This is a genomic window from Paenibacillus qinlingensis, assembly GCF_013204845.1.
GTDB lineage: Bacteria > Bacillota > Bacilli > Paenibacillales > NBRC-103111 > Paenibacillus_E > Paenibacillus_E qinlingensis.
This window is the reverse complement of sequence record NZ_JABMKY010000038.1, coordinates 1-24,546: the sequence shown is the minus strand read 5'-3', so window position 1 is coordinate 24,546 and position 24,546 is coordinate 1. Positions and strand designations below refer to the sequence as shown.

General features: G+C 39.7%; 26 protein-coding genes and 4 pseudogenes. 16 read left to right on the top strand and 14 right to left on the bottom strand.

The features are described 5' to 3' along the window. Positions 1–94: 94 nt before the first annotated feature. On the bottom strand, positions 95–1,528 hold the full coding sequence (gene pdxR, locus HQN88_RS35660) for a MocR-like pyridoxine biosynthesis transcription factor PdxR (protein ID WP_173121196.1): 1,434 nt from the start codon (positions 1,526–1,528) through the stop codon (positions 95–97). Between the two features lie 385 nt (positions 1,529–1,913). Between pdxR and HQN88_RS35655 the strand changes: the two genes are divergently transcribed. The 4 genes from HQN88_RS35655 (at position 1,914) to HQN88_RS35640 (ending at position 4,790) form a co-directional block, all read left to right on the top strand. Then, the gene (locus HQN88_RS35655; protein ID WP_173121194.1) at positions 1,914–3,479 is read left to right on the top strand and encodes a putative bifunctional diguanylate cyclase/phosphodiesterase; all 1,566 of its coding nucleotides are present in this window, start codon (positions 1,914–1,916) and stop codon (positions 3,477–3,479) included. Between the two features lie 11 nt (positions 3,480–3,490). Continuing rightward, on the top strand, positions 3,491–3,976 hold the full coding sequence (locus tag HQN88_RS35650; protein ID WP_173121192.1) for a GNAT family N-acetyltransferase: 486 nt from the start codon (positions 3,491–3,493) through the stop codon (positions 3,974–3,976). A 256-nt stretch (positions 3,977–4,232) separates the two neighbouring features. Further along, complete coding sequence (locus HQN88_RS35645; protein WP_173121190.1) at positions 4,233–4,559, top strand: NIPSNAP family protein; 327 nt, start codon at positions 4,233–4,235, stop codon at positions 4,557–4,559. 24 nt (positions 4,560–4,583) lie between these two features. Further along, positions 4,584–4,790 (top strand): hypothetical protein, encoded by a 207-nt coding sequence (locus HQN88_RS35640; RefSeq protein ID WP_173121188.1) that lies wholly within the window; start codon positions 4,584–4,586, stop codon positions 4,788–4,790. Between the two features lie 56 nt (positions 4,791–4,846). Here the strand turns inward: HQN88_RS35640 and HQN88_RS35635 are convergent, their stop codons facing one another. Further along, complete coding sequence (locus HQN88_RS35635) at positions 4,847–5,758, bottom strand: LysR family transcriptional regulator (RefSeq protein WP_173121186.1); 912 nt, start codon at positions 5,756–5,758, stop codon at positions 4,847–4,849. A gap of 291 nt (positions 5,759–6,049) precedes the next feature. Here HQN88_RS35635 and HQN88_RS35630 point away from each other — a divergent pair, with 291 nt between their 5' ends. From HQN88_RS35630 to lepB, 6 genes are all read left to right on the top strand, one after another. Then, the gene (locus tag HQN88_RS35630; protein ID WP_173121185.1) at positions 6,050–6,916 is read left to right on the top strand and encodes an SDR family oxidoreductase; all 867 of its coding nucleotides are present in this window, start codon (positions 6,050–6,052) and stop codon (positions 6,914–6,916) included. Between the two features lie 96 nt (positions 6,917–7,012). Beyond that, positions 7,013–7,996, top strand: a complete 984-nt coding sequence (locus tag HQN88_RS35625; RefSeq protein WP_173121182.1) for an SLAC1 anion channel family protein — start codon at positions 7,013–7,015, stop codon at positions 7,994–7,996. Positions 7,997–8,089: 93 nt separating this feature from the next. Continuing rightward, complete coding sequence (locus HQN88_RS35620; RefSeq protein ID WP_173121180.1) at positions 8,090–8,632, top strand: NAD(P)H-dependent oxidoreductase; 543 nt, start codon at positions 8,090–8,092, stop codon at positions 8,630–8,632. A 202-nt stretch (positions 8,633–8,834) separates the two neighbouring features. Continuing rightward, positions 8,835–9,512, top strand: a complete 678-nt coding sequence (locus HQN88_RS35615) for a DUF7002 family protein (protein WP_173121178.1) — start codon at positions 8,835–8,837, stop codon at positions 9,510–9,512. Positions 9,513–9,542: 30 nt separating this feature from the next. Further along, the gene (locus tag HQN88_RS35610) at positions 9,543–10,472 is read left to right on the top strand and encodes a hypothetical protein (protein ID WP_173121176.1); all 930 of its coding nucleotides are present in this window, start codon (positions 9,543–9,545) and stop codon (positions 10,470–10,472) included. Positions 10,473–10,912: 440 nt separating this feature from the next. Continuing rightward, positions 10,913–11,581, top strand: a complete 669-nt coding sequence (gene lepB, locus HQN88_RS35605) for a signal peptidase I (RefSeq protein ID WP_173121174.1) — start codon at positions 10,913–10,915, stop codon at positions 11,579–11,581. Positions 11,582–11,643: 62 nt separating this feature from the next. Here the strand turns inward: lepB and HQN88_RS35600 are convergent, their stop codons facing one another. Then, positions 11,644–13,059 (bottom strand): MFS transporter, encoded by a 1,416-nt coding sequence (locus HQN88_RS35600; RefSeq protein ID WP_246320637.1) that lies wholly within the window; start codon positions 13,057–13,059, stop codon positions 11,644–11,646. A gap of 185 nt (positions 13,060–13,244) precedes the next feature. On the opposite strand from HQN88_RS35600, the gene HQN88_RS35595 reads away from it, so the two are divergent. Together HQN88_RS35595 and HQN88_RS35590 are read left to right on the top strand one after the other, a co-directional pair. Beyond that, positions 13,245–14,162: an AraC family transcriptional regulator gene (locus HQN88_RS35595; protein WP_173121172.1), complete on the top strand. Its 918-nt coding sequence runs from the start codon at positions 13,245–13,247 to the stop codon at positions 14,160–14,162. Positions 14,163–14,363: 201 nt separating this feature from the next. After that, on the top strand, positions 14,364–14,813 hold the full coding sequence (locus HQN88_RS35590; protein ID WP_173121170.1) for a tellurite resistance TerB family protein: 450 nt from the start codon (positions 14,364–14,366) through the stop codon (positions 14,811–14,813). A 1,713-nt stretch (positions 14,814–16,526) separates the two neighbouring features. Here the strand turns inward: HQN88_RS35590 and HQN88_RS35585 are convergent. The 6 genes and pseudogenes from HQN88_RS35585 to HQN88_RS35565 form a co-directional block, all read right to left on the bottom strand. After that, the gene (locus tag HQN88_RS35585; RefSeq protein ID WP_173121169.1) at positions 16,527–16,994 is read right to left on the bottom strand and encodes a DMT family transporter; all 468 of its coding nucleotides are present in this window, start codon (positions 16,992–16,994) and stop codon (positions 16,527–16,529) included. Then, positions 16,991–17,518 (bottom strand): Crp/Fnr family transcriptional regulator, encoded by a 528-nt coding sequence (locus HQN88_RS35580; RefSeq protein WP_338118555.1) that lies wholly within the window; start codon positions 17,516–17,518, stop codon positions 16,991–16,993. The genes HQN88_RS35585 and HQN88_RS35580 overlap by 4 nt, the downstream gene beginning before the upstream one ends. After that, on the bottom strand, positions 17,478–17,702 hold the full coding sequence (locus tag HQN88_RS38555) for a hypothetical protein (protein WP_338118554.1): 225 nt from the start codon (positions 17,700–17,702) through the stop codon (positions 17,478–17,480). The genes HQN88_RS35580 and HQN88_RS38555 overlap by 41 nt, the downstream gene beginning before the upstream one ends. 39 nt (positions 17,703–17,741) lie before the next feature. Beyond that, entirely contained in the window at positions 17,742–18,164 is a 423-nt protein-coding gene (locus tag HQN88_RS35575) for a DMT family transporter (RefSeq protein ID WP_173121167.1), read from the bottom strand. A 252-nt stretch (positions 18,165–18,416) separates the two neighbouring features. Continuing rightward, positions 18,417–18,815: a hypothetical protein gene (locus tag HQN88_RS35570; protein WP_173121165.1), complete on the bottom strand. Its 399-nt coding sequence runs from the start codon at positions 18,813–18,815 to the stop codon at positions 18,417–18,419. 26 nt (positions 18,816–18,841) lie between these two features. Then, a pseudogene (locus tag HQN88_RS35565) lies at positions 18,842–19,331 on the bottom strand (IS1595 family transposase); the annotation flags it as partial. Positions 19,332–19,466: 135 nt separating this feature from the next. On the opposite strand from HQN88_RS35565, the pseudogene HQN88_RS38765 reads away from it, so the two are divergent. Beyond that, positions 19,467–19,702, top strand: a pseudogene (locus HQN88_RS38765) (transposase); the annotation flags it as partial. Between the two features lie 85 nt (positions 19,703–19,787). On the opposite strand, the gene HQN88_RS35560 reads toward HQN88_RS38765, so the two are convergent. Further along, positions 19,788–20,546, bottom strand: coding sequence for an MBL fold metallo-hydrolase (locus HQN88_RS35560; protein ID WP_173121163.1), 759 nt, complete (start codon positions 20,544–20,546; stop codon positions 19,788–19,790). A gap of 256 nt (positions 20,547–20,802) precedes the next feature. On the opposite strand from HQN88_RS35560, the gene HQN88_RS35555 reads away from it, so the two are divergent. Both HQN88_RS35555 and HQN88_RS38760 read left to right on the top strand, forming a co-directional pair. Continuing rightward, positions 20,803–21,213: an Lrp/AsnC family transcriptional regulator gene (locus tag HQN88_RS35555; protein ID WP_173121161.1), complete on the top strand. Its 411-nt coding sequence runs from the start codon at positions 20,803–20,805 to the stop codon at positions 21,211–21,213. Positions 21,214–21,442: 229 nt separating this feature from the next. Next, positions 21,443–21,603 (top strand): annotated as a pseudogene (locus tag HQN88_RS38760) (IS110 family RNA-guided transposase); the annotation flags it as partial. Here HQN88_RS38760 and HQN88_RS38550 read toward each other — a convergent pair. The 3 genes from HQN88_RS38550 to HQN88_RS35545 all read right to left on the bottom strand — a co-directional run bounded on the left by HQN88_RS38550 (position 21,584) and on the right by HQN88_RS35545 (position 22,402). After that, the gene (locus HQN88_RS38550) at positions 21,584–21,835 is read right to left on the bottom strand and encodes a reverse transcriptase domain-containing protein (protein ID WP_337995195.1); all 252 of its coding nucleotides are present in this window, start codon (positions 21,833–21,835) and stop codon (positions 21,584–21,586) included. The pseudogene HQN88_RS38760 and the gene HQN88_RS38550 overlap by 20 nt on opposite strands. A 132-nt stretch (positions 21,836–21,967) precedes the next feature. After that, entirely contained in the window at positions 21,968–22,111 is a 144-nt protein-coding gene (locus HQN88_RS38545) for a hypothetical protein (protein WP_337995196.1), read from the bottom strand. A 45-nt stretch (positions 22,112–22,156) separates the two neighbouring features. Continuing rightward, entirely contained in the window at positions 22,157–22,402 is a 246-nt protein-coding gene (locus HQN88_RS35545; protein WP_173121159.1) for a hypothetical protein, read from the bottom strand. Positions 22,403–22,604: 202 nt separating this feature from the next. Between HQN88_RS35545 and HQN88_RS38755 the strand changes: the two are divergent. Next, positions 22,605–23,007 (top strand): annotated as a pseudogene (locus HQN88_RS38755) (IS110 family transposase); the annotation flags it as partial. Between the two features lie 38 nt (positions 23,008–23,045). Here the strand turns inward: HQN88_RS38755 and HQN88_RS37425 are convergent. After that, a complete protein-coding gene (locus HQN88_RS37425) occupies positions 23,046–23,684 on the bottom strand; it encodes an immunity protein Imm33 domain-containing protein (RefSeq protein ID WP_216855930.1) in 639 nt (212 codons plus the stop codon). Between the last annotated feature and the right edge of the window lie 862 nt (positions 23,685–24,546).

Sequence of the window (24,546 nt, the reverse complement as noted above, 5' to 3'; positions counted from 1 at the left end):
ACTTAAATAAGTTACTATCTTTTAAAAGGTTGGTTGAGAGAATAATAAAATGAATAGAAAAAGGCCGCAAATTAGCAGCCTTTGGGGTCATTACTTATTGCACATTTTCTAATGCAGCATGGAGTTGTTGAATGCCAGGGAAAATTTCATGGAAATAAGGCCTTGCAAAGCTTAAGCGGATCCACCCTTTACTGGACCCATACACAGTGCCCGGTACAAAGATAACGCCTCTCTTGGTGGAGTCTTCGAGCCATTTAAATTCATCAACTTCACGATTGATTCTACACCAAAGCGTAAGCCCGCCTTGAGGTATGGAATATGAAATCGTATCTCCCATGATTTCAGTTAGTCCTCGAATGAGTTCATTTCTTTTCTTTGCTAATTCTGTACGTAAGATAGGAATGTGATTATCAAGATGACCTTCCTTAATAAAATGATTGGCAAGCCACTGCGGAATGCTGCTCAAGCCGAAATCCATCTGTTGTCTAGCATCGGATAAGCGACTAATGACGGATTGTGGCGCAATTAACCAACCAATTCGTAAGCCAGATGTGGCTGTTTTGGATAGGGATCCGATATATAAGACATTGTTATTCTTATCTAATGATTTCAAAGTAGGAGGTGGGTGTCCATCGAAGGCTGTTAATGAAAAGGTATCATCTTCAACTATAGGTATGCCGAGCTCCGATGCAATTTCAAGCAATCGAATTTTTCGATCGGTTGGCATTACACTACCCGTTGGATTTTGGAAATTAGGGTTAACAAATAACATGCGGATTTTGTGCTTGCGATATAACGCTATCACTTCTTCGGGGTTTATCCCGTGTTCATCCATGGGTAATCGGAATAATCGAAGACCAGCTGATTGAAACATGGGCAGCGAATAACAGTAAGAAGGGTCTTCAATCGCAACTGCGTCTCCCGGATTTAGTAAACACTGTAAAATTAAATATATAGACTGTTGGGAACCAGATGAAATTAATATAGATGAGTATGTCGTATGAATGCCAAGATGCTGAGCAAGAAATGAAACAAGCGTTTCTCTAAGCTGTGCGCACCCCTGAGGGTTATCGTAACCGAGTTGTTCATAGAAAGGACGCTTTTGTAACAGTTCACGGACGATATCTTGCGGATATAGATCCGGTGACAACTGACCGCTTGCAAAGTCGATAAGCCCCTTTTTGTGAAGTAATTCCTCGCGAATACGGCGTACGAATGGTTGATTGGGGAGAAAATTCCCACCTTCTACGTACTCTTTCCAGTTAGGAGTTTGGTTAGTCGCGTTCTCCTCATTGAGATTGGAAACAATTGTACCGTTGCCTTTACTACTTACCAGTATGCCAGTAGCACGAAGTTCTTCGTATGCAGCAACAACAGTACTTCGGTTAACTCGCAGTACGGCGGCCAATTTTCGTTCGGAAGGAAGTGTACTCCCAGGTGGGAACTCTCCAAATGCTATGCGGTGTTCCATGTAATCTGCAATTTGTTGATAGATAGGCGTTTTGCTTGATCGATCCGGCTTCCACATAAAATATACCAACTTTTATCAAATTTTTGTCATAACTATCCAAAGTTACGTTAAATGTGCAACGATAAAATACAAAAAAAAACACCCAGCGTTCTATAGTTGGGTTGTCGTTTTTTACTATTTTTCACACACTTGGCAACTATTCTTTGTAATTTTTAAGTATCATATCATATATGTTATTCGCTTGTGTATGCTTATTAAGTAAAATTTTATTATTAAGTTATTAAAACGAAGTGAAGAATAGATTAGATTTCTGTGGTGAAGTTGGATGGTTTGTTTTCTTGTTGAGTGGATGGTTACATCGAGATCAATTGTAGTTATTATGAGGAATGTGTGCCTATGTCATTTTATCGTATAATCTTGCATGCCATGAGGAGTTTCACAGATGAGAACTATGAATTCACGAACTATGATTGAAGTAAATTCAAGGAATAGGATCCTTCAAATAAAAAACGACATTTTGTCATTATTTGCATCCGGGGAGTCTTTATCTACGATATTAAGAGCCATCGATAAGACGAAACGAGCCATATCTATACCCAACAAACGCAGTCATTCCTTAAAGTCCTCCATGCAAGTCAAGATAAATCAGCATGAACAACTAGAGATTAATGAGACGTTAAGAGAACTGAAAGCTTATGCGATCCAACGAAACGAAGAGAAAAAGAAATTATTAGCTTTAGTTTATCATGATTCCTTAACGGGCTTACGAAACAGAAGATATTTTAAAGAAAAATTAACCGCTATGATCCAAAAACATCAAAAACAAGATATCAAACTAGGATTGATGTTTATTGATTTAGACCATTTCAAATGGATTAATGATTCACTTGGCCATGAAGCTGGAGATCGCTTGCTCGTTCAGATAGCCCAACGAATTAATACAAGCGTAGGCCAATATGGCACTGTCGCTCGCTTAGGAGGCGACGAATTCACAGTCATTTTAGAAGAGATTCATTCGAGTGGTCAAATGGTCGGTGTGGCTGAACGAATTATTGAAGCGTTTAAAGAGCCGGTATGGCTAGACAAGCATGAAATAAGAGTAACGATGAGCGCTGGTATAAGTGTATTCCCAGATCATGGTATGACTGCGAGCATGCTTATGAAAAGAGCGGATAAAGCAATGTATCATGCGAAGCAGGAAGGCAGAAATCAATTCGTTATTTATCAATCTTCCTTCGATGAGGGTGAATATAAACGATTTGTGTTTAAATCACAGTTTGTAAAAGCACTTGCGGGTCGTCAGTTCTTCTTGGAGTATCAACCACGAGTTGAACTGGATGGCGGTGAAATTAAGAGTCTCGAAGCATTGGTACGTTGGAACCATCCTGATCATGGGATTGTTGGACCAATGGAATTTATTTCGCTTGCAGAAGAAACTGGGTTTATTGTGCCATTAGGTGAATGGGTCTTTCGGGAAGCTTGCAGGCAAATTAAAGAATGGCAACAAAAAGGTTTACCTCCAGTTAGAGTTGCTATAAACGTGTCTGCAAAGCAGTTTCTTCAAGCTTCATTCGTGAATAGAATTAAGGAAATCCTTAGTGAGAACGAGATTAAACCTAAATTTATTGAAATTGAGATTACAGAAAGTGCACTTATGAAAGATGAACAACCTATCGTCAATGCTTTGAAAGAGATTAAGGAAATGGGCATTTTTCTATCCATTGATGACTTTGGAACAGGATATTCTTCTTTGCAGTATCTCAAAACTTTTAAATTGGATGCTTTAAAAATAGATCGAAGTTTCATCAAAGATTTGCCTCAGGATAAAGCATTAACGAAGATGATTATCTCATTGGCACGAAAATTAAAGTTGAAAGTTATTGCTGAGGGCGTAGAAACACATGAACAGCATACTTGGTTATTGCATAGTGGCTGTCATCAAGCTCAAGGCTATCTATACAGTAAGCCACTTGGAGCGTCGGATATCGAATACATATTGAACGAATGAGGGAAAGTTACATGAGTAGTTTAAGGCTATTACAAGATCATTATTCTGAGGAAGTTGTTGAGCTCATCCTATCATTTCAACATAATGAGTTCACCGTAAATCGAATGAATGATGAAGTGCCTGACAACTTAGATTATCAAACGCGAAATGTCTATGATGGAAGAAATCTTTGGGTTACTTTGAAAGTGAAAAAACGGGGAAATACGGTAGAGCAGCTAAATACGCACGATATCTTTCATGTAAAAAAGTTATTTATATATATTGAAAATCAAGGGATTGAACTCTCTTTTAAACAAGAAGTATTTGATGTAATTCTTGAGTATGCATGGCAGCAAGGAGCTACAACCATTTACTTAGACACGCCTTCCATTGCAAAAAAGTCCTTACATTTTTTTGAGAAAAATGGGTTGATCGCGATAACCAAACATGATTTACCGATTCGTTATGATTACCCTGATCGAAATTCTTTATTTCATCGGCTTGATTTCATTTCGTGAATATAAACCACAACAGAAACGTAATAGGGATCGTCTGACTGTTCGACAGTTGGCGATCCTTATTGTCATTTTCATTGGCTTATACGTATATTTTTGATTCAAGTTATTAATGATAACGATAGAATATCGAATATTGATAATTTTCATCAATTATTCAATAATCAAGCTGTAAGAAGCGAGTGAGGATTAAGAAAGAGTGTTTCGATCGACTTATCTATTAATAGGTAAACTAAGATATGAAATGGAGGATGATCTTATGCTATACGAGTTGCGGATATATGATATTGTACCTGGTCGCATGGAAGCGATCCTAGCTCGGTTTCGGGATAACACAATAGCCATTCTAGCTAAACATAATATGAAGACAACGAATTTTTGGGTAGACGCGGACGTATCAAAAAATCGTCTCTATTACGTACTTGAACATGAGAACGCAGATTCACGCGAACGAAACTTTGATGCTTTTCTGCATGATCCAGAATGGCTGGATCTTCAGTATAGAACCGAATTAGATGGGCCTCTGTACGAGAAAATAGAGAGTATCTTTATGAACGATGTGATACATGACGTAAAGAGCTCATAATTCATCGAGAAAGGTGGAAAAACCATGGAAACAGTTCAGTACGACATTGAATTAGATAATGCTATTTTATTCGGGCAATTTATCATGGTCATGAAGGAAGGAAGAATTGTTGGAGGCGGTATGATTGACACATGGAATGAAAATGAAGTCAAAGTGGGTGACAAATGGTATTTACGTAAAACATGTACTTTTATTGTGTCACCTGCGCCTCAAACCGCTATTTATTACTAATTATGTTAGGAGCCGCATCGAAGCGGCTTCTTTTTTTTTTTAATTTTGAACGAAATCTAAGCTAGTATCGCACTTTCTTCAGCTAACTTCAATTTAACAATATGATTTGATAATAAGTCGATAAATAACCGGGCAGCCTGGCTTAAATACTTATCTTTATGATGGATAATACCAATTTCCCTTTGCAGCGTTGGATTTACGATTTTAATAGCTGTTAATTGTTTATCGTTGTACATATTCAAGTAAGTTTTGGATAGCGCGGTCACGCCGGCACCTTGTTTTACAAGCCCAATAATCGTTTCAATCGCGGTTGTCTCGATAATCGGCTCCATATGTATGCCACAGACTGTGCTGTTTAAATCGATAATTTGACGGCATTTATGCGATTGGGGGAAGAGGATAAGCGGGTACCTGCTGATTTCGTCAAAGTTAATGCTTACACGGTCGGCCAAAGCGTGGTCTCTAGAAACAGCCAAATAGATATCTTCTTTGTACAATGGAATTTTGCGAATACGTTCATCTTCGACAGGGAAAATCGTTATGGCCAAATCAATTTGATTCTGTATGACTCGCTCCACAATATCGTCAAGATTTAGAATTTTAATTTGTACTTCGGGATAAATGTGATGGAAATCGAGCAATAAAGATGAAACAAGCTGCGTTAACTCACCAGGAAGTGCACCAATGGATAACGTTCCGCGGTTAACCTTCTGAAGCTCCAAAATCTGTACTTTGACATTATTTAAGGAAGTAAAAATCACTTTGCACTCATGTAATAATATTTTACCGGCTTCGGTAATTGCAATCTTTTTACCGATTCGATCAAATAATGGAACACCTAACTCATCCTCTAGCGATTTAATTTGATGACTCAGCGTCGGCTGACTCATGCCCAGTTTCTCTGAAGCCCTTGTAAAATGCAACTCTTCACAGATGGCAATAAAGTATTCAAGTTGTCGAAACTCCATGGGTATACCTCACTTTTGTATGGTTATTGACAAATAGTAGTATGTATTTCGTGAAAAGTAAATGCGTGGCAACAATCCTTTAAACTTATACTTTATCATAAACGCCTTCTATTTATGTAAAAACGAAGTGGAGTCAATCATCCATATTATTAATGATAACGATAGAACATCAAGTATTGATACTTTTCATCAATTATTTGATAATGATACTTATGTTGATAAAACAACTACCTTTTAATAGGTAAAATAGGGGAGCGCTAAGAGTTTATAAGGAAAAGAGGAGAAATTATTATGATTCTTATAACTGGAGCAAACGTTAAAACGGGTCGTGCAATTATTAAGGCTTTACTATCTAAAGGGGAGCGGATAAGGGCTTTTGTTCATAAAACCGAACACATTCAGGAAATTGAATCCTTAGGTGAGATGGAAGTAGTTCTAGGAGACATGATGGATCAAAACGCTGTAAATGAAGCTTTAGTTGGAATTAGGGCTGTATACCACATTTGTTCAGCTATGAATCCCAATGAAGTTCAAATAGGACAAGTGATGTTAAATGCAGCTCGCTTAGCCGAAGTAGAACATTTCGTATTCCATTCCGTATTACATCCCGTTATTCAGGAAATGCCTCATCATCAGAAGAAACTCATGGTTGAGGAGCTTCTAGTGAACTCAGGTATTCCCTATACGATTATTCAGCCTGGAGTATTGATGCAGAATCTACTCGAGTCTTGGAAGCTGCTTAGTGAAAGAGGTATCTTTCAACAAAAGTATTTTACTACGCAAGAAACACGCATAAGTATGGTTGACTTAGAAGACGTAGCCGAGGCAGCTTCAATCATTCTTACTGGTTCAGGATTTACAGGGGCTACATATGAATTTTGCGGACCTGAAAATTTATCTTTGTCAGATATGATAGCAGCTATGGAACAGCGTTTAGGCCATGAGATCAAAGTTGAAACGCCTCAAGACGAAACGTTCTCGGCACGATTAAAAAAGCTTGAATTAGGAGACTATCAAGTAAACACACGAGTAAAGATGTTTCAACATTATAATGAACATGGATCTATCGGTAATTCGAATGTTTTAACGTGGATATTGGGTCGAAAGCCAAATGATTTTTCATCTTTCATTTTTAGAACATTGAAAAGCAAGAATTAATACTGGAAGAAAGCAAAGCCAGACGGCTTTTGTCAAAGCAATCGTATAAAAGGGTAAGACGACTATAAAAATGATAGAAAGTAGTGACAATCAACTATGCAAACCATAACTGCCGTACCTAAACAAAAAAGCATCGGTTCTGTACAATTTTTACCCGTTAATCTATTTGCGTCGGTTATGGGAATTTCCGGTCTGTCATTGGCTTGGAGACAAGCAAGTAAGTTATTCGGTACTTCACTTGTAATCGCAGATATCATTGGAATTGCCGCGGTGCTCATTTTTATCATATTAAGCTTAGGATATATGTCTAAGTGGATTCTCTACCCGCAAAAAGTCAAAGATGAATTTAAGCATCCCATCATAGGAAATTTCTTTGGTACGATCACGATTGCCATTTTATTGCTGTCATCCGTGGTTGGGAATTACAGTGAATTGACTGGTCAAGTGCTCTGGATCATCGGAACTGTAACGACATTAGTGCTTAGTTTTATCATCGTTACACGTTTGTTAGACGGGAATCATGAGCATGGTCATGCGGTACCAGCTTGGCTCATTCCTGGGGTAGGAACACTAGATATTGCGGTTGCAGGTGGGAGTATGCCGTTTGCCTGGGCACATGAAGTTAATCTGCTTTCTCTAGCGATTGGCGGAATTGTAGCTTTAGTATTCCTTACTATGATCCTATCCAGATTGATACATCATGCTCCCATGCATGCAGGGTTAACGCCATCTATGCTTATCATGATTGGGCCGTTTGAGGTTGGATTTCTTGGCTATATTAATTTTGAGCATCGAATTGATCAGTTTGCTTCGATCTTGTTTTACTTTGGTCTGTTCTTGTTTATTGTGTTGTTCTTCAAAGTATTTAAAAAATCAATCCCGTTCGGTGCTTCCTGGTGGGGTGTAAGCTTTCCATTGGCTGCACTCAGCAACGCTGCTTTGCAATATGCGATGTTTGTAAATTCGTGGCCGCTAATTACCATTGCTGCGATCATTCTTGTTTTGATGAACATCGTATTGGTCGTTCTCTTTGTTCGAACAATAAAGGCGTTATTTAATGGCAATCTGCTTAAAGGGTGATAATAGAGAGCTATTCTTCAGATACTACTAGTGTAATTCTGGTGCCCTTACTTTAATAAACACAAATATTAAATACGAAATGGAGCAATCACAATGAAAACTTTAGTCATCGTTACTCACCCGAACATTGAAGGATCCACATGGAATAAAGCATGGGTAGAGGAATTACAAAAGCATAATGAGTTCACCATACACCAGTTATATCAAACGTATCCTGATGAAAAGATCGATGTGGCTAAGGAGCAGCAGTTGCTGGAGTCGCATGATCGAATCATTTTCCAATACCCGTTTTACTGGTACAGCACGCCACCGCTACTCAAAAAATGGTTTGATCAAGTCTTACAATATGGATGGGCTTATGGACCAGATGGTTCGAAAACAAAAGGCAAAGAAATAGGGGTTGCCATTTCAACCTACGGTACGGAAGCGTCGTATCAATCAAGCGGCTCTAATCAGTTTACACTGCAAGAATTGCTGAGACCTATTGAAGCACTTGCTAACTTCATAAGTGCTACTTATTTGCCGCATTTCTCATTAAACGATTCGACGAACGTGACAGATGAGCGTATAGCTAAGAGTAGCAAGGACTACCTTCATCATATTAAAACTGTCAAATCAGCCGTTGTTCATTCATGAATAATGTAGTCATATAAACACTGGAAAATCAAAAAACAGTCCAATGATGTTCAATTAATCTTTGGACTGTTCTTTATTATAAGAACGGCTCTTGTCATAGAAAAGAAGCATTATGATAATAGAAAACCCGATATTGATCGTATACATATTGATTTACTATAATTAAATTGCGCACAAAACGAAGGCGAAGAGGTATCCAGCTATGAACGATTTCATTGTAAAAAAAATAACGAATAGTTCAATGAGGAAGTCATTATTTCACTTTACAAGGGCACGAAATTTACCATCTATTTTACATCTGGATGCTTTGTATTCTTGTAATCAGGTAAATCCTCAGTTATCTGATGCAAGGAGAGAAGCGAGGAGAGAAATTCAATTTCATGGACATCTGTTTGTAGCAAATGCGCATTTAAAGATTGCCGATCAAGTAATGGATGCAAATACCACTCATCTAGCATTTCACCAGTATGTGGATAAGCACGTATTTTTCTGGCCGACCCAACGAGATTGTAAGAAGATGCTAGCGATTTACTCAAAAAGAGAACCCAATGAGGCTTTCGCTATTCTTCAGTTCGATGCGTATTCTTTGATGACTGACTTTTATGACAGGATAAAGTTAACAAAGTATGATTCTGGAAGTTCACCACGCTATCCAACTCGGACTTCATATAAAAAAAGCTTGCAAATGTTTTTACCAATAGACCAATTTGAGGTTGTGCAGCGAAATGATGTGCCTTCAAAACCATCGGAGATACGTGAAGTTCTTGTAGAAGGAAAAGTAACGAATCTGAGTCGCTATTTACAAACCGTGTATTGCGATCATCGTAGTGAGATGAATGACAATTGGAAGGAGCATGCACAATCTTTACAGGGATTTTAAATGGAAGGTACGAAAAGGAGGGCGAAAGAAATGATTTGGAATACGTTAAAATCGAGAGGTTTTTTATCAGGATACATGTTAGTTATTCTCATGCTAGTCGGTTCAGTAAGTCTACAAGAAAAGGAAATTCTCTTCCCAGAAATTGCTGGTATGGCCATGGGGGTGATGGTGTTTCCTGTTCCACATTGGATAAAGAAACCCCTTCATCTGTGGCTTTCCCCAACTATAGCTGCATTCTTGGGAACTTCCTTAAATGGGCTGTCTTTAACGCCTCTGTCCAAACTTTGGCTAGGTTTTGTCATTATCGTCATTCTCATGCACCTATTTCGCGTTAATTTTGGACCAACAATTCCAGCTGCCTTGCTGCCGATCTTTTTAGGTTTGCATGATTATGTTTTTGCGATTACAACGGCTGTGTTTACTTTTGTGATTATGATAGCCGCTTTTAAAGTAAGGAAACCAGAACAGTTAACGACAGCTGGTCCTCCGCAGCATTTTCGGAAAATAACGGATACGGTTATCATTAGCATCATTTTATGTGCTTGGATCGGACTAGCCTTCGCAACAAATGTAGAGGTTATCGTGGTTCCACCTGTGTTTGCCCTCATATTCGAGATTTTTCATACAGAGAAATTTAATTGGAAATTGGTTCCATCTCGGTTAGCGGTGCTGACACTGACTGCTCTTTTTGCGGTTAGCGTTTATCATTTATTGCCCGGTTCAATCGTTTGGGTTGGCGTAATCAATATACTGATAACACTCATTCTCTGCATGTTGTTTAAAACACCTGTACCTGTTGCTTTCGGTGTCTCGTTAATGCCTCTGATCGTTCCAGCATGGGGGAGTTGGGGTTTCCCAGTAGGTGTTTTTGTCACCACAGGCGTATTGATGTGTGTGTCGGCAGGCTACCGTCAATTAAGAAATAAACAAGCAATACAACGCCTATCCGAGCGCAGCTAAAGTCATAAAACACGGTACCCCTTGGTATCGTGTTTTTATTATCAATTTGATCCGTACGATCGTCCTGGCTACGAACTGGAAGGATTATGCAACTATTACGAAATATGATCGTCTAATATTTATACAGATATTGGAATTATCTGATTAAAACGGTAGGGGCCACGTTATGTATAGATTCGTTAAAATTATCACCGCTGTCTTAGTATTTGTATCCATCTATTACATTTCCTTAAAGATTACACGATTTGTTGTATTAGATAATCTAAATGCTCGAATGCCAATCCAAAGTTTATTAGAACTGCTTGCTTTATTTTGCCTTGCAATTAGTTCTCTTATTTTAACGGTAAAATTACTAAGTTATCTTTCTCATCGGAAATAGGATTGATTAATAAGCAGGCCGTCGTGAGGTCTGTATGATGAAATGGGGGGGGGGGGATTAAATGAAGAAGTCCATTGCAATTGTATTCTTTGTTCTGGTCGTTGTAGGTTGCGAAAAGCAAACGATTACAGATGTAAATACGCAAGAGACACCACAGACAGTTGTCATGTCTCAAGACTATATCGCGATTGAACATAATAATGATGGAATGGCGCGGAGGAACTTAGAATACATCTCGAAAGACAAAGGGAAGATCGCTGTTGATCCGAACTACTTCGATCATAACGATTATAGTCGGGGCGATGTGATTTACTATCAAACCCCAAAAATCGATCAGAGCAAGTACCCACATCTAAATCCATCTGAGTATAATATTGCAAGGGTAATAGCACTTTCAGGCGAAGAAATTGAAATTAAAAAAGGCAAAGTGTATATAAATGATAAAAGATTAGACACCTTCTATGGTGAGGCTCTTAGTTGGGGACTCGAAGAAGATGAATATTTTAAAACTTTGAATAAACCTGGTTCAGCTCAATGTAATGAATCATGCCAGAATACCATGAAAGAATACTTTAATATGGACATGGGAAAGGTTAAAGTGCCCGAAGGCCATCTCTTTGTTATGGGGGATACGTGGTGGCGAAGCGTTGACAGTCAGATCTATGGACCTTTGCCAATCACTGCTAGTAAGGGAAAGGTATTAGGATATGCTGGTAAGTCTGAACGATAATGAATACATCAGGGAGCAGATTGCCACATGGCATTTGCTCCCTGATGCGTTGTGGTTAAGCTTTAGGACGCGTTCTGCATGCTGGCCGCGACGGCACGCTGTGCTCTATCTGCCGGCAAGAGCAAGATCAAGACCGCTAATAGAGAAGCCGTCAGGAAAACGGCTGAACCTACAAGCGAGACGGAGATCGCATGGGTAAAAGACGTAACAGAAGGAACTGCCTGTCGGTTTACGGCCTCGAAGACGGCGATCAGAACCGCGAGTCCAAGGGACGCACCGGTCTGATGAGCAACGTTGACGAGCCCTGACGCCGCTCCTGCATCCTTGGCGTCCACACCGGACAATCCAAGTGTCGTAAAGGGTTGGAAGATCATCCCGGCACCGCCCCCCATAACGATTAAAGGGAAAAACACATGTGAAAGATAGCTAGAATCAGCTGAAAGGAAGCTCAGCCAGCTTGTTCCAGTGATCGCGATTATCAATCCGGCGATCAATACTTTCGTGTTTCCAAATCGGGCAACAAGCGAAGGCATGGCATACATCATCCCAAATTGAACGACCGTGAACGGCATAATCGCGAGTCCAGCTTCCAAAGAATTGAAATGAAGGACGTTTTGCAGAAATTGCGGAACGAAGAAAAAGATCGGATAATTTCCACACAAGAGAAACAACCTACCTAAATAGGCCCCGGATCGCGTGCGGCTTGCGAATAGGCGCAGTGGTGTAATCGGCTCTTTGGCCAGTGCTTCGATCCGCACAAAGGCCGCTAAGGAGATACCTCCGAGAGCAAGCGAGACCCATACCTGTGGCGTTTCCCATCCGCCAGACGCGGCTTGAACAAAGCCGAATGCTAGCGCCGTCATACCGATCACCGACGTCATAGCTCCCATAATATCCAATCGGCCTGTTTTAGACTCTGTCTCCTGCATATAACGAGGTACCATAAGTAGTAGAACGATGCCGATAGGCACATTGAGAAACATCCCGGCGCGCCAGGAGATCAGATCTGTCAGTAGTCCGCCGACGATTAGACCTACGCTGCCGCCGGCTCCGGATACAGCGCTGTAAACAGCGATCGCTTTCGAGCGTTCCCGAGCTGCCGAGAAGCTAACAGACAATAAGGCGAGAGCAGACGGCGTTGCAAGCGCTGCAGCCAATCCTTGCATAGCGCGAGCCACTAGCAGCAGTGACGCAGTCGGCGCCAATCCGGCCAGCACTGAGGCCAGGGAGAACAAAGCGATACCAGCGCTAAATGTTTTTCTTCTTCCTAGTATGTCTCCCGCCCGGGCTCCTATCAGGAGGAAGCCTCCGAACGCTAAAATATAAGCATTCTGCACCCAAGTCAAAGCCGCTGTCGATAGATGGAGTGTGCGGCCGATTTCAGGTAACGCAGTAACTAAAACGGAAGCGTCGAGTACCATCATTAGCTGACAGGCGACGATCATCGCCAAAATAATTCGTTTCGAATGTTCATTCAAGAGGAAGACCTCCCTTTCATGTTATAGCGTTATTATGACGCGATTCCAGATTGGGAAGTAGCTCGTTTCTGCTAATAAATTGCACAATCCTGCAAAAATAATATTTTTAATTTCGATAAACAAGTTGGCGTCCTTGGAGGAAGGGGGTATAATAGGAGTGGGAAAAGGAATGGAGGGATGTTCCTATGCAGACAAAATTGGAACAATTATTGCATATTGTTGATTCTCTTCAGCTTACAGAGGGTCGTACGGAGACGTCTATACCGTTTTTTTCACTGATTCGGCGTAACCGACCGACGGCGATCATCCCCGGTGTTCTAACACCATCATTTTGCCTAATTCTACAAGGGTCCAAGAAGCTTCATCTCGGTGAAGATACGGTGTATTATAGCGAGGGTGACTATTTGGTTTCGTTAATTGATATCCCGGCTTCCGGTCAAGTTGTCGGCGCTACGCGGCAATCACCGTATATCGGCTTGCGAATTGATATCACGACGGAAGAAATTGCTTCTGTCATGATGGATACCGGTATCCATGTGAAGCCGCTCGACGGAAAGCTGGGTCCGGGAGCCTACGTAGGTAAATCTGATGAGCACTTGCAGCTTTTATTCATCCGGCTATTGGAGCTGCGGAGCAAGTCAGAGGTGGAAATTCGCTTTCTGTCTTCATTAATCAAGCGCGAGATGATTTTCCGTTTACTAACAGGAGATTATGGACACTTGTTTGTTCAAAGGGCCTTCATGGACCAGCAGAACGAGGGGGTGAGTAGAGCCATTGAATGGATAAAGGAGAATTACAACAGGACATTTTCAATCGAAGAGGTAGCGAAATCCTCTAAAATGAGTGTCTCAGGACTTCACCATAAATTCAAAGCAGTCACGACGATTGCTCCTCTGCAATATCAGAAACAGCTCCGCCTTCAGGAAGCGAGGCGCCTCATGCTGAACGGATCCGTGAACGTGACATCCGCCGCCCTGGAAGTCGGATACGAGAGCCCGGCTCAATTCAGCCGTGAGTACCGCCGACTCTTTGGGCTTCCTCCACTGCAAGATATTAAAGCGTTTCATAGAAAACCCGTGCCGGAAGCGTTCGAGATTATGTAATCATAGTTCATCGGCGTAAGTCCGGTAACCTTATTACAAAAAGCGAGTAAAGTGAAAAGGACTTCAATTCACTAGAGTAAATTGGTTACAAGGGTCCAATATATCTAAGAAATATCGATTGATTTCTACATAATTTGCTAATTTTAAAAATTGTATCTACAATAAAGGAAGCGTGTAAATTAAATAATGGAGGCTTCCTATATGAGTATTGGATTCAAATCATGGTTGCAAAATTCAAAACAAGGCTTAACCGAACAGGTGAAAAAATTCAAGAACAAGGACTTTATGGATGCCGTAGTTGCCGGATGTGCTATTGTAGCCGCAGCGGATGGAACCATAGATTCCAATGAAAAACAAAAAATGGCTGGATACATGAGCCGCAGTGAAGAACTAAAAGTGTTTGATATGAGCGATGTTATTGCTCGATTCAATCACTATGTTGGAAACCTTGAGTTTGATGCCATGATTGGCAAACAAGAAGCACTAAAATCTATTGCCAAGTTCAAAGGTAAGCCTGAGATTGGACGAGTCATCGTTGGTGTATGCAGTGCAATCGGAGCTGCAGATGGAGATTTCGATGATAAAGAAAAAGCCGCGGTGCGTGACATATGTAATTCGCTTGGCTTAAATCCTAGTGAATTCAGTTTATAAGAACAAAACCAAAATAGAGAACACCAGAAAAGCCAGCAATCTCTTTTGCTGGCTTTTTGCGCACAATGTACACGATTAAAATTTTGCAACAACTGTTGTGTTTGCGACATGTATATTCCTATATGGATTAAGATCAGTTCTTTACACGCATTGTGGAATGCGGATAAGAACTGATCTTTGCCGATGTCGTTTACTTTTCATCCCTATCGTTATCATACGGTTCGCGATCTTCTTCGTAATACATGTGATATGGATACCTCCTGGAGCCTTTGATAGCTTCATTATAGTCGATGTTTATGAACGGAGAATCAACCGGAATATATTGAAATGTAAAATATATTAAGCAGCATTTTTCTTAGGCTCTGAGGGGTTTTGGGTTTCTCCCGCACTTACTATTTCTCTTCAATGTCTAATAATTTGTCAACCTTCCTCTAATACATAATTGATTATTTTCTTCAATTCTTATTCTAAATTCTTCTGTTTTATCCCTCGCAGATATAGTAACTCTCTTTCAATGATCGTTCAGTAAAAAGACTTCCAGACTTCCTGTCATTCGTTGCACCTGACGGGTTCGGGGGAAATCATTTGGGATAAGGTGGCGACTGCAACATTTTCTGGAGCGGAACGAGTAATAGAATTTGAAATTAAGGAAGTAGTTCAATTAAATAATGCTACTGAATTATGTTGGGAAGATGCAGAGATGTCACCATTTAATCCTAAGGACTGAGTCTGTCGAAGAACGCATGCAAAATAGATGATATCAAACCCTCTTTAAGAAAACAGGGGGCAAATGAGTCAGAATTTAGCCCTTGACAGTGCCTAGATGCTGTGCCAATAAATTATAATAAACCCCCGGAACAACAGAAGAAGCAATGACTACTTCACAAAATCCGTATTTTATACACAAGTTGATCCGGACTACTTATCGGCATTAACGATGCCATATCCTGGACTATGTAAACTTTTGCCTTAAACTGTTATCGTGGTTCCGAGTTACAAGGAATTTACACTGCATCCAGTTCCGTTTGTCAAGCAGCTTCGACAGCTGAGATCTCATGTCATGGCAGCGCAATTTACGAATATCGGTGTGTTGGCCAGAAAGCTTTATAGCCGTGAAGATCTCTTGCTGTGAAGATCTCTTGCTTCCTGCATATCGTCGACAAGTTGAACGACTTCGTGCTGAGTTCGATAGTCAAGTTGAGCTTACGATCGTGAAATTCCCTAATCTGCGTATCTCGAAGCTTCGGGATATCTCAGCGTCAGCTGAGGTTCGCGAACCTACCTTTTTAGTTTCTCTTCGATACCAATTACCCTCCCTCCTACCGCCGCTCCCCCCGACCTTACTAACAGGGGGGGTGCAAAAACCAAAACGGCCTCATTTTAGGGAAAAAAATACCCTATGCAAATAGACAAAAGCGCCCTAAAAAAGGAAGCTTTTTTTGTCTCCGAAAAAAAATAGGAGTGTCCTCCCTCTTTTCAATTTCGAAGAATGGTTATATTATGATTCTCATGGAAAATGTTCCATCAAATTTTCAGTAAATTGAAATCCGTATTTTATACATATATCGAAGGTGGTGTCAATTCGAAATAACGCAAAGGTCAAGCACGTGTATTGAATTTATATCACGATCGGCAGCCTTTCGTTGTTGTGTATTCAACAAACGTTACACCGTTAGTTGAGCCTTCAAATTCTAGGGCTTATAATAATTGCTTCTAATTACTCTCCCTCTGTTTTGAAATAAGAGTTCTGGGCTTTGCTCTGAATAAAATCAAGCCACAGATTAATAAAGTAACCCCTATTGTTTTTTGAATCGTAAAAGGGACCCTATCCAGTCCGAACCAGCCTGCGGAATCCCACCATAATGCACATAATAGCTGAGATGCCATGACGATCGAAATCGCGTAGCTTGGTCCCAACAGTTTCACTCCTTTTACTATCCAAGTTACGACGCCAATCCCCAGTAAACCACTAAACCAAAACCATGGTTGCATAGGTTTTAACGAAAAAAGCGCGACTCCGTCAATCATTAATCCCATACTAGTAGAAGCAAAGAATCCCATACCGAGCACAAGAGCCGTCGTAGAATGAGATCCCGCAGCTTCATTAACTTTATTGTTGAACATCGTTTGAACACTTATTAAGGAGCCTGCCGCCAAAGCCATCAAAATGCCCCATATCATGACTTCCTATCCCCATTCTCGTAAATATTTTGGCCAGCTACATCGGTTAGCCCCTTTCGATTTTTCACGATAAGTGTTCCTTTGCTCCGCTCAACCATTCCTGATTGACTGAATTCCTGAAGAACCCGGTTCAATTGTCGGTAACTCGTCCCGATTAGGTTCGCTGTATCTTTCAAATTCGCCATGCTTACGCCTGAATATGCCCCCTTCACGTCCTCCGTTGAAATAGACAGTAGATAACTGGCGAGCCTGACTTCTACTGGATATAGAAGATTATAACTAAGCGATATCGATTTTAGGTAGAATTTGTGGGTCACCATGTCAAGCAAAAATCGTAGAAACGATACATCATCTTCATATTGGCTTAACCAACGTTTATGAACGCTGATCGTCTCTACAGAGGACACAGTTGTTACTGTATTGAGATTTTCCTTCCCTCTCAAACATTCTATTTCCCCAATTACCCCCAACGGGATAGTAAAATTAATTAGTAATGTTTTTCCATCCGTTGAGGTTGTATACACTTTTACCTTTCCTTGCACAAGAAAATGTATATACTGGGGGTTCTTCGCCTTGGAGGCAAAGTGCTTCTTCCGATTCAAAACGAAATAGGGTTAGATGTTGTCGTAATCCCTCAGGCAAAGCATTTTCCAAGCCAAATTGACTGAGATATTGATTGATTCGATTCGTGTCCACGATCTCTTTCATAGCAATCGCCTCCTCCTTTATCAGGTATTCTATACATTATTATTTTAAACATAAGATCCCAATAACCATTAACCCGATACCGACCCATTGTGATGATCTCAAGCGAAGTGGGACTGAGCCGAACCAACCGATTTTCTCCAATACTAAGGTTACTGTGATTTGAGAAATCAGAACTGCCGATACAGTTAATGCTGCACCATTTCGGTGAAACGCCGTTATGTTACTAAACAGGATAAAAGCTGCAAAAGCTCCACCGAACAGGTATGCTGGCTTCACTTGTTTAAGATTCCTCCATGACTTATCCCCGACCAACCAAACGAGTATTAATGCTGCTACAAATCCAGTACCCTGAGTAAGAGCAGCTGCCTGCCATGTTCCGATTTTTTCGCCGATGGTCGCATTAGCCGCACCTTGTAAAGTCAGGAAAGCGCCGCCCAAACAAGCATATATGGCCCCTTTCATCTCCTATATTCCTCCCTTCATCTTCACGCTTTTTCAATTTAACGATAAGTCAAGGTTCGGTAAAGGACATATGTCCTATTTACCTATTCCACAGCTAAGCTACAATTCAATTTAATATCTACATCGAGAGGGTGGTATGTGTTAGCATGTGCTTGATAAAGAAATTTAACTAGACTACACCAGCACAAACATAAATGTTCAGTACGCCACTCACCGAGCTAATTTCAAGTATTTTTCGGGAAACATCTTTTTTTAAGAAGATTGATACAAACTGCCGTCTTGTGGTTCTATATATTTGATAATAGAGTAATGTGCTAAATCTTTCTTCAACTGAATTACAGCAGGCAAAGAACGTCCTGCATAGGTTGCCGTACCAGTTGATTTATTAAATCCACCGTAATAAGACCACATGTAGACACTGAGGACCCTATTTGTCTCACTCGTACCATATACTTTTTGGACCTCAAATTGCTTTCCTGTGGCACGAGATGAAGATGAGTAATTTTGAATGATGTAATTAGAAATCATCTCATCCATTTCTTCAGTAATGTTTCTATCTCCATCTTTAAGTTCTATTCCATTTCCGTTACAACCTGATAAAAATGCTACAACAAATAATAATAAAATATTAATTTTTAATATATTCCTCAAAATATTTACTGCCCGTCAGTGCAGCATTAAGAAGCCGTCCGTCGAAGTTTATTGTTTATCTCATTTACAGCAAATAGGCACGAGGCAACCAACATATTTTTCTTATTCGACGTTGAGTGTTCTCATATTCCTTAGTAGGAACTAAGCTAAATAATGTTGTAAATACTTCGTTGCAACTCCGATAAAACGGTTAATCCAGCGTTTCAATCGGCTGTGGTAACTGTTCACGTTCTTAATGTGGTAAAGTCATCTTCTGACGGTCGCGAGCGACCAGTACGCATATTTGGTCCTTGCTGATGTCTCGAAATTTAGCTTTGCCGCCGCGTTTACGGGACTTCCGTTCAGAGATGTTTTTTTTGCCTTTCTTAGAGTACAAGAAATTGGTCTCGTCCATTTCGACAATTCCTTGGAACTCTTCGGTTGGGATTTGCTTCAGAGCCGAAAGAATCTTATGCCGCCAGTGTAAAACAAGGTTACATGGGTAACCTCATCACCTAATAGTAACAGGCTCTTTTGACTCTATTTTTTCAAGATCCAATGTTTCGTGTTATGCTCTATCGGCGAACGATGCTCAATATATTGACAAGGGTATCAAAGTTATGGTGAATCCGATTATAACTAAACGAAACAAGGAGAATTGAGGATAATAGCCTTCCAATTGCCGATCAGCTTTACTCTATCAAAGGACTAGGCTTAATCTGTACTGCGGTAATTCTTTCAGGAGCTGGTGACCTAAGACCATACGCACATGGGCGTCAATTATTGCGTAAGCTGGCCTAAATTTAGCTGAAAGCACGTCAGGAAACGTAAGGGCCAGATTATTCTCTTTAAAAGAGGCGATGTAGCATTTGCGAAAATATCTATATTTAGCTACGGTCCTCATAATTCTCTTGTTCTAATTGTTTCATAGAAACGACGAACCAATTCTTTATAAGCTTAAATTGACATGATTATTTTCCCTCCTCCTTTTCTTTAGAAAGTGTAGGATTCGCCGTCATCTGGCACGAATACATTGGACAATATACCCTTTTCTTGAATATAACTTTTTAATTCTTTTCGAGATAATGTCCAGTGATTCACTGCCTCCATATGGCTCACAATGATTGTTGCACTAGGGGCAGACTTATACACTTCATAAATATCGTCTTTTCCCATAATAAGAGATCCGCCTTGAAGAAATTGGTTATCTCCACCATTTACAGCGATGACCTCAGGTTTGTGTATTTCTATTACTTCTTGGACTGCGTCATACCAGACCGTATCTCCAGCTACATATAACGTTTTTTCATTGTAGTGTTTGAAAACAATGCCACACACTAAACCAGCAAGTTTTATTATTTCTCCTCTTCCGTGTTGCCCTTTTGTTTTAATTAATTGGATCCCCTCGAAACTCGTATCTTCTTGTAGAACCTCAACATTTTGGAAACCAGCGTTTCTAGTTTCCGCGGCATCCTCTTCGTTTTGTACAAACATTTTGATGTCTTTAGACAAAACTTCTTTGGCAGCATCATCAAAGTGATCTAAATGTAGATGGGTTACAATGACTGCGTCGACATTTATAATATTCTCGATGGAGATCGGCAAACTTACTAATGGATTAAATTGATCTTGTCTTAACGAGTTTGGAAATGGTATGTAAGCCCCCTTCTTACCCAAAAACGGGTCAACCAAAAATTTCTTACCAGCATATTCTATAATTAAAGTAGCATTTCTAATTTGTGATACTTTCATTAACTTCATCTCCTTTTCTTTTATGTTTTAATTTTATATGATAAGGACTAGCTGTTACATAGATAAAATCAAGTCATTTGCAGGTTTGACTTGATTTTTGAAATTGATTTGTGAAAGGGCTTAACATGGGACTAAATACCTTCGGATTGGATAAAATATTGATTTCAACGTAAATAACATTTAACCAAGAGAAGGAATATTGAAAAATTATGCTTATATATATGTATTTATCATTCCACAGACAGGGTGTGATTACATGTTGGATCAAACCGATATGCGAATATTAGCTGAATTATCTAAAAATAGTCGTATTACGAAGAAAGAATTAGGAGAGAAAGTTCATTTGACCGGACAAGCAGCTGCATCTAGAGTTGCAAAACTGGAGGATAACGGAGTACTTGAGGGTTATACCATAAAAGTTAATCAAGCTAAATTAGGGTGTTTTATTCACGCTTTTATTACGATTTATACAAATAGCCCATCTCACCAGCCTTATCTCTCATTTATAAGAACACAAGATCAATACTTAATAAATAACAATAAAATTAGTGGTGATGGTTGTTATCTTCTTGAGTGTAGATTTCCATCTAATGAATTATTAGATCAATTCTTAGTAGATCTAAACGAGCATGCAAACTATAAATTATCAATTGTTATTAATAATTAGTGAAATTAGTATTGTGAATTAACCGATCGGTTTCTGCGCAGTTTGCGAACCCGATTTTGCAGACTAAAGAGCAGAATAATTTTATTAGAAGGTAATTAGTTAATTAATAGCAAATACTTTTTGCACAGTTTATGGTGCGATAGCATTCCTGTAGAGCGTTAATTTTGAGCTTTGCAACAAAACAAGCGCCTCGGTACGATGTGAGTACGCAACGCTCCATACCCCTAAAAAAGGCTCATTGGCCACATTAAGGCTTTTCTCAACATCTGAAGAATGAGGAAATTAGAGCCTCAAGATGTGGTATGTGGGTGGAAGTCCCTAATGAAACGTCAGCTTAGCGAAATAAAGGCTCGAGCACTTATTGCTCTTGCTAGTCATTCTGTTGGTTCAGAGTATGGTTGACGTTGTCGAAAAACCCTAAAATGTCGATGTCGACTACATAATGCATCGACGCCTGATTAATGAGGAACTGTACTCTTGCCATGTCATGATGTGCCGATCGTAGGGGGCTGAAACCATAGCTTTGGTTGTATAATTGGGCTCCAGCTATTGGCTCAATGACTTGTTTGAAGCACTGTTGAATGATGCGGTCGAGGAAGCATGGGATGCCGAGCACTCTCATCTTACAGTTATCTTTTTCGATGAGCTTTCGTCTGACATTCTTGGGGCGATAGTTTTGTAGTTTGTTTTGGATTTCACTTACTAATTCGTATTCGGGTCGTTGTTCGATGTCTTTAATGGTTAGTCCATCAGTTCAAGGTGTCTTTGATCCTCTATTGGACTTCATCGTACGGTAAGCCAGCAAGATATTTTCTCTAGATGTGACGATCTCATAGAGATGTGAGAAGTTCTCTTTGTTTGCTGATCTTTCGTGCAAATCCGTAAAAGATTCCGTCATGCCTTAATACTCCCAATATCGTAAAGCTTGCATTGTGGCACCCTCCTAAATGAAGCGTTGTCCCCACATTCCTACCTGAGGGGGTACAGGGTTATCCTTATTGACCAACAACAAATTTCCTTTATTAACTTGATCTTTGGTTACTTTAAGCTCTGTCATTTGAGGAGTTACCACTTGGGCTTGATTAGCTACACTCGGTAACAAATTCTCGCTAATGACCTCCTGTTTATATTGAACAACTACATAGCCAAGCAGTAATAGTAAAACAAGCCCAAAAACCCACTTCTTCATCCTTAGTTTCCTCCTAATCATTCATTGACTCTAGGTTAAGAAAAACTATTTAAAAAGAAATGGGGTTAAAAATAAAATTTTCATTAAACTTGTACATCTATTTAAACTAAAACAAAGTAGGAACTGCCACTTAGCAAAGATAAAAACAAACAAAAACCGATATTCTCCTTATTAGGATGCAGCGGTTTTTGTTTGTTTTGATCCTTTAGTGTTCAGTAATGACAAAGATGGTTTCAAGTCACTCGATCGTTGGATTCGCGACTTGCTAGCTTCATACAAATTATCCCAAATTATCGTTGGTATGGAACCGACTGGTCATTACTGGCTCAGCCTTGCCGGGTGGCTTAAAAATAAAGAAATTGAAGCTGTACTTGTAAATCCTCACCTAGTTAAAAAAAAATAAAGAAAACCGCGACAACACACGCTCTAAAAGCGAAAAAGGATGCTTTAGTTATTGCCGACATGGTGAAAAACGGCACTCCCCTGCCTGCTTCCACTCCTCCGAGTACGAGGAGCTGCGAGTACTCATGGCTAACCGAGAAACAGTCGTTAAACGACTTTTCAGTGCCGTTAACCAGATCTACCGCTGTTCCCGCATACCTTTTTAACGGCACGACCTAATATATCTCGCTATCTTTCATTGTTATTTTAATGCATTCTCATTGAACCAAATATCTTGTTCTTTATCTGAGATGTAAAATCTATATCCAAAAGGTAAAGCGAAATATTTGATTATCTCTGGTCTCATTAATGCTAAATGGTGAAAAGGAACCGTCATCAAAGATTGCACGTTATCGTCATAAAGGTCAGTTGTAAGCCACCATCCCGACATAAGCTCTGGTGAAGGATATCTCACTGCTTCGACCGCTAGTCCTTCATACACACATTTAGAAATAACAATCATTTGATTAAAAATCGGAAATAGGGGCGTTGCCCCGAACTTCTGACATTCTTGTTTTTGTTCTTGAACTACTTTAATTGCATAGTCGGCACCCTCTACAAAACCTTCACCAGTACTTTGAACTTCCCATATCTCATAATAAACTTCAGAAAGTTCATGACATTTTACCAGCAAAGAATGGTATGCAATGGTCTGGTCAGGCGTAATTGATGGCTTAGCATCTATTACGTAATCAATTAGGTATCTGATTAGCTCTATATACTCATCTTGTATCCTTTTTTTAATATTTATCATGAAATCTTTTTCAATCATTTTAAACAACCCATTTGTCCGAATGCATCCATTTCCAAACATAACTTTTATTCCACGATATTCAATCATTCATATTCTCCTTATATCAAAGCAATATGATCTTTTTTCCCTTCTTTACAGTTGATTAGCAATTCTATCTGGCCAATAGCTTAATGACAAAAGGAGCAGCTTTCGCGGCTCCTTTTGTCATTAACTATCGTTATCTGTTACTTTAACTAGGCTTCCCGTTCATGCTGGCCGCCTCGTCCTGATTTCTTATTGAACAAACGATTTTTCTAGTTGAACGATACTTAGACAATATCACTAACTATGTATTTTATTCCACGCCGTTCATCCCATTGGCGGTGAAGTTCCTGCGAACGGATAGCCAAGTCCTTATAAGGCATTGATATAACAGAGATTTTATCGAATTTATGTCTAAAGTGATTTCCCTTCTTCATGATTCTCATAGCCCCCAAGTAATCGTCACTTAATGCCCAGACAGCTTTAGAGATATCGGCTAAAATTAATGCCCCTAAACACATTGCCCCGATATTCGTTGACTAAAACCACTGTTTAGAAATAATGACAAAGCAAAAACAATTAAAGAAACAATGAGGCAACTTAAAAGAGATAATTTAGCTAATTTCAAGTTTAAACGCCTACTCTAAGCCTTCCATTGCTGTGTATTGAAAAAACGTTCTTCGTAAGAAATTGGTATTTCAAAACCTAGCTCAAATGAATTATCCTCTTGATTCGTTCTAAACACATTAACAGACATTAATTAGCCTCCAAGTAGCGCTATATTCTAGAAAAAATCAGGCTATCTTATCCGTTAGATTCCTGTAGATGGATAAATTTCAGCTTTGTAAAAAAAGGAGCGCCTCTGTACGATGGAAGTACGCTACGGGTCAAAAGCCCTTTAATTCCATCATCCAGGAGGACGCTCTAC